This window comes from Bacteriovorax sp. DB6_IX (genome assembly GCF_000447775.1).
In the GTDB taxonomy this organism is placed as follows: domain Bacteria; phylum Bdellovibrionota; class Bacteriovoracia; order Bacteriovoracales; family Bacteriovoracaceae; genus Halobacteriovorax_A.
Genome location: NZ_AUNJ01000386.1, coordinates 1 through 5,349 on the forward strand (window position 1 = coordinate 1; position 5,349 = coordinate 5,349).

The 5,349-nt window shown below is 36.8% G+C and carries 5 protein-coding genes and 1 pseudogene; 5 read left to right on the forward strand and 1 reads right to left on the reverse strand.

The genetic code is table 11. From position 1 onward, the window contains the following. Window positions 1-58: 58 nt before the first annotated feature. Window positions 59-835: a hypothetical protein gene (locus M901_RS12265; protein WP_021278525.1), complete on the forward strand. Its 777-nt coding sequence runs from the start codon at window positions 59-61 to the stop codon at window positions 833-835. A 42-nt stretch (window positions 836-877) separates the two neighbouring features. Here the strand turns inward: M901_RS12265 and M901_RS12270 are convergent, their stop codons facing one another. Continuing rightward, a complete protein-coding gene (locus M901_RS12270; RefSeq protein ID WP_157679991.1) occupies window positions 878-1,336 on the reverse strand; it encodes a hypothetical protein in 459 nt (152 codons plus the stop codon). Window positions 1,337-1,520: 184 nt separating this feature from the next. Here M901_RS12270 and M901_RS12275 point away from each other — a divergent pair, with 184 nt between their 5' ends. From M901_RS12275 to M901_RS12290, 4 genes and pseudogenes are all read left to right on the forward strand, one after another. Then, entirely contained in the window at window positions 1,521-2,372 is an 852-nt protein-coding gene (locus M901_RS12275) for a hypothetical protein (RefSeq protein WP_021278524.1), read from the forward strand. A gap of 41 nt (window positions 2,373-2,413) precedes the next feature. Then, complete coding sequence (locus tag M901_RS12280; protein ID WP_021278522.1) at window positions 2,414-3,508, forward strand: cysteine desulfurase family protein; 1,095 nt, start codon at window positions 2,414-2,416, stop codon at window positions 3,506-3,508. Between the two features lie 7 nt (window positions 3,509-3,515). Then, window positions 3,516-4,700 (forward strand): tRNA uracil 4-sulfurtransferase ThiI, encoded by a 1,185-nt coding sequence (thiI, locus tag M901_RS12285; protein ID WP_021278526.1) that lies wholly within the window; start codon window positions 3,516-3,518, stop codon window positions 4,698-4,700. 157 nt (window positions 4,701-4,857) lie between these two features. Beyond that, window positions 4,858-5,349 (forward strand): annotated as a pseudogene (locus M901_RS12290) (hypothetical protein); the annotation flags it as partial.

Genomic DNA, 5,349 nt, shown 5'->3' on the forward strand with positions numbered 1-5,349 from the left:
GCACGACGCGTCGCGTTGTTGCGTGTAATTAATCCTGAATCTTGGGAGAGAAGAAGCTGTGAAGAACTCAATTCTATTCGTAATTATAGCCACTTGTCTGAGCTCTTGTAGCACGACAATTGATTTTAAATCTGCTGGTAATAGATTCCATACTCCAGAATCTTCAGGAGACACTTTAAATGGAAAGATTCAATTTGGGTTTGGAAAGGCCCATAAATATGAAACGGCGACACTCTACGCTGACTCAATCTTCTCTTCATCTGTTACAAAGAACACCGAGGGAAGAATTGTTGATAGCAAGGCCATCACATACGATCTCTTTGTTGGGGTGATTGAGGAGCTTGATATTTATACGAGGGCCACAGAAGACTCTGCAGGTATTCTTGGAGTGAAATATCAGTTCTATGGGAAAGGGACTGATAAGGGTCACCGTGGTGCAATTATGGCAGGGTATGGTTCAGCTGAAGACTCCGAAAGTTCTCAAAGAGTAAGCAATGAAACTTCACAACGTCTCTATAAGGCCGACTTAGAAGTTGATGCTTGGGAGGTTGAGCTTCTCTACGGTTATCGTTTCAATGACAATATTCAGATCTATACGAATTTAAATTATGCAAGCTTTGATACTAAGACCACTTTGCAGTCGGAATCATTTGATACTGAAATTATTAAGGCCAAGGTAAAGACTATGGGGCTTCTCTTTGGAGCTGATTTGCGCTCTGATAATAAGAGAACGGGATATATTTTTGAGTCAGGAGTGGTTCGTTCTGAGTGGGAAAACCTCTATGATGATACAGAGATTATGCTTGGTTTGAATTTTTATTGGAACTGGCACTAGCTTTCTCTGGATTTGTTTGAAAGGTTTCAAATACTTTTGAGCTCAGCTCAAAAACTCTTTCATCCCATGCCGAGTATTGAGCACAGTGTTTCTTTCATCAACTTTTCTTTTCATCTCTTCAAGCTTTGAAATAGAGAGAAATCTATGCTTCTGATCAAGATGATTTAGAATTAATTCTTCATTCTTTTCTCTTTGAAGCTCGAAATAATCACAAGAGTTCAGAGATTCGCGTCCATTATTTTTGAGTTGAGCAATTCTTTTTAAAGACTTTTCTCTTAGTTCTTTTTGAAATTGATTAAGGCCTTTTGTGTCTATATTCATAAAGAGTTTTTCTGCTCTTCTGACTTCTGTTTGCGCCGAGCTCCCCATCTCTATATTGTAGAGACTTTCCGCTCTCTCCAGCACCGTGATGGCCGAAATAAGCTGCTTAGGTGATGACCAGACAAGTTGAGACATCGCAAGCATGATTAGAGTGAATATGAATTGAGTGTATCTCTTCATAGCTTTTTAAAAGCAACAATGATGCCAGAATATTTAACGTAAAATCAGTGCTTTGGATTAGTCAATGTCCAAATATTGGTCTCTATTCCTAGTTGTGTCTAAGAGTTAGTCACTTATGAAGTTGATACTGTAAAAATCACTAACTTCAAGTTTCCTGTATAGCAAGATGATATCTTAGTCAGAGATGACGAAATTTCTTACCCTCTTATTCACGACTTTCATTTTTCAAAGTGTCTTTGCTTCTTATTTTGATGAGCAAGGAAACTTTCACAGGGAGTGGTTTGCTCACAACACTGAACAGGTTGAAAAAATAGCTTCGAATAAAAGAGAGGTTTATACTAATCACTACTTCGAAAATTGGTTTCAAGAGAAAATAGAGGAGACTGATTTGAGGGAAGAAAAGAAACAGTTATTAGGGGAAAGTTTAAACTTAAACCAAGGACCAGAGTATTTTCTTTGTGAAGACAGTGAGCTGAGTTGTCGTTTAAATCTTATCTTTGGTTATGAGAAATCCATTAAATTACTTTATATCATCCACGAGTTTGGTTATAACCCTTCCCATCTTTTCACGAGTCGTGATTTCAGCGCACCTTATGAGGAGTTCTCAGACGAAGAGCTTGTTGATGTGATAACGGCAATGGCGCTATTTGATAGTAAGAGATTAAAAAATCAGAGAAAACGATTTATTCGATTTACGAATTATTCAAATGGAAACTCTATTGCCAATGGACGCATCCACTTATTTGCCTCATGGCGTAAGCTTGCTCGTGCGGATAGGGTTGCTGTTGTTGTTCATGAAATCGGGCATAATATTGGCTATATGAGACCAAATAATGATCTTTCAATGAGCTCATATCAAGTTTCAAAAGAGTGGGCTTCACTTTATGAGCAAGGATGTCATATCTCTGAATATGCCAAGGCCAGTCAGTACGAGGCCTTTGCTGAGTCGGTTTCTTTGTTCAAGTTAGATCCACAAACTTTTAAGGCCGTGTGCCCGAAGAATTACCAATATTTAAGGAGTGTTTTTGACCAGTAAAGCGTTGACAGCGCGAGAGCAACTGGGCATTATTCGAGACTATGATTTACTTTGACCATGCCGCGACAACACCACTTTATGATGATGTGAAAACTCTATTATTAGAGAGTTTTGAGCATGATTTTGCGAACCCGTCGAGTAAGCATAAATTGGGCTCACAAGCCGCGAAAAAAATTGATGGTGCGAGGAAATCAATTCTTAAGCTATTAAATGCGAGTCAGTACGAACTCATTTTTACTTCATCTGCTACAGAATCTAATAATCAAGTGATTAAAACTTTTTGTGAAGATAGTGATGTTCTCTATTTCTTAAGTGATCATCCTAGTATCTCAAAGTGTCTCGAAAATCGTGGTGAGTATCTCTTAGAATCAGATGACTTATTAGAAAGAGTAGGCCAAGAGACGAAACTTGTTGTTCTATCACTCGTCAATTCTCAGGCAGGACTCGTCAAAGATGTTGAAGAGCTTAGTGCAAAAATTAAAGAAAAGAATCCTGCAACTAAAGTTCTCGTCGATGCTGTTCAAGGGCTGGGAAAAGTTGCTTTTGATCTTCAAAAGTCACATATTGATTATATTTCTATTGCTGCTCACAAAATCGGTGGGCCTCGTGGAATAGCGGGACTAATATATAAGAAAGATGCACCGTTAAAGACTCTTCTTTGTGGGGGAGGGCATGAGTTTGATCTTAGATCTTCGACACCCGCGACGTCGCTGATTTTAGGCTTTGCTAAAGCGGTAGAAATTTCAATAACTCATCTTAAAGAGAACTATAACAGAATTTCTGAGTTACAGAATTTACTCGTTAAAAATTTAAAATCTCTTCACAAAAATATTTCGTTTCCCTTTGAAGCAAATAATATTTCTCCATATATTACTTGTCTTATGTTTAAGGGCGTTCCAAGTGATGTACTTCTAAGACATTTAGAGATGAAGGAAGTTTATATCTCAAGTACAACAGCGTGTTCTTCTAAAATAAAAGGTAAGAATCCAATGTTTGTAGGGCTGGGAATCGACGAAAAATTTCATAAAAATATTATGAGAATTTCTTTTAGCTCTCAAACTACTCAAGAAGAAGTTGATGAGTTTATTAAAAGATTAGGTCAGGTTATTCAGGAAATATCATTTCTTATAAAGTAGGTTATTTATGTACACAACACTTGTTTTAAATGTCGATGAACTTTGGTTAAAGGGTAAGAATAGAAAGTCTTATTTTGAGGCCATGAAAAAGCATATTAGAGCAGTGATTAAGGCCTACCACTCAGATCAATTTGTTTTAAAGAATGAGCAACAAAGATTAACGGCAGAGAGTGAGACTGCTTTTTCTGAAGAGTTAATTTCACGACTTCAAGACCTTCCAGGGTTAAATTCTATCCAACCAGTACGTCGCGTTGAACTTGATATGGATAAAGTTGTTGAACTAGTTGTTAAGGAACTCAAGCTTCAAACAGAGTTTAAGACCTTTAAAGTTAAGGCCAAGAGAGTGAATAAGAGATTCTCGATGGTGTCTAATGACATTAATCGCTATGTGGCAACTGGCGTTTTAAAGAATACTCACTTTAAAGTTGATGTTCATAACCCTGATCTTATGATTGAAATAAAGGTGATGAATGATTCTATCCTTGTCTCTTGGGAGAAACTAAGAGCAACTGGTGGCCTTCCTGTTGGAACAAGTGGAAAGCTTGTGACTCTAATCTCTGGAGGATTTGATTCTCCTGTTGCTAGTTATGTGATGGCAAAAAGAGGGTGTCAGCAAACATTTGCCTTCTTCTATGCTTACCCATATGTAGGAGAAGAAGTAAAAGAAAAGATTGTTAAAATTTGTCAGGTACTTTCTCGTTATCAAAACGGAGCGAAACTCTATGTTATTCCTTTTGGTGATATTCAAAACTATATTGCAAAGGAGTGTGATGAGAGATACAGAACGCTCTTGTTTAGAAAGTATATGATGGATGTTTCATGTGCACTTGCTTATAGAACCAAATCTGATGCTCTTTTAATGGGGGATGCCCTTGGTCAGGTATCTTCTCAAACAATTCACAATATGAAGGCCCTCGATGCAGCATGCCCAAGACTCGTTATGAGACCGCTTCTTGGCCATAATAAGATTGAAATTATTCAGCTTTCAAAGAAAGTTGGAACACATGATATTTCCATTATTCCTCATGATGATGCTTGTTCATTATTTGCTCCTAAGCATCCTGTTATCAAACCTAAAGACGGTTACTTCGAAAAGTTTATCGAAGAGCATGATTGCCGTGACCTCATTCACAAGGCAATTAGCGAGGCCGAAATCTTCAAGTTTGATGTAAAAGGTGAACAAGTGGAATAATTTTCTACTTTATAGCAACACTAATCTTTACAGAAAAATTACATTGGATTCAAACCATTTTGACCGATAAGGTGTAATATCGAATTAATTATTTTCCTCTTTTCTACTACTTAGAGTCGGGATAAAATAATGGATAGCACAAAAAATCGGAGTTAAAATGCGTAAATTCCTTATTCTATTTATCAGCTTAGCATTTATGACTGAAGCTTTTGCTCAAGGGCAGAGCAATGGTCTCTTTAGTGTTAACAGAGAACAATTTTTAGGAAAGATTCTAAAAGAATCTCTTGAGAAGTATCACTACAGAAAGCTAGAAGTAAATGATGACCTATCTAAGAAAGCTTTTGGAAAGTTCATTGAAAAAATTGATTACTCAAAACAATTTCTACTGCAATCGGATGTAGATCGTTTGGCAAAGTATCAATCTCAAATGGATGATCAAATGAAAAAAGGGAAATATCCTGTTCTTGATCTTGCCATTGAAATTATGAATAAGAGAATTCAACAAGCGGAAGATTTTAGAAAGAAATATTTTAAATCTAAGTTTGATTTTACAAAGAATGAATATGCTGAAGTTGATAGAAAGAAGAGGACTTTTGCAAAGAGCGAAAAAGAGCTTGAAGAAATCTGGAGAAAGACTTTCAAACAGTCT

What these genes read in the sequence shown, in the direction of transcription:
- M901_RS12270 (WP_157679991.1), bottom strand. Translation starts at nt 1,336, where the DNA reads ATGAAGAGATACACTCAATTCATATTCACTCTAATCATGCTTGCGATG.
- M901_RS12280 (WP_021278522.1), top strand. Translation starts at nt 2,414, where the DNA reads ATGATTTACTTTGACCATGCCGCGACAACACCACTTTATGATGATGTG.
- M901_RS12275 (WP_021278524.1), top strand. Translation starts at nt 1,521, where the DNA reads ATGACGAAATTTCTTACCCTCTTATTCACGACTTTCATTTTTCAAAGT.
- thiI (WP_021278526.1), top strand. Translation starts at nt 3,516, where the DNA reads ATGTACACAACACTTGTTTTAAATGTCGATGAACTTTGGTTAAAGGGT.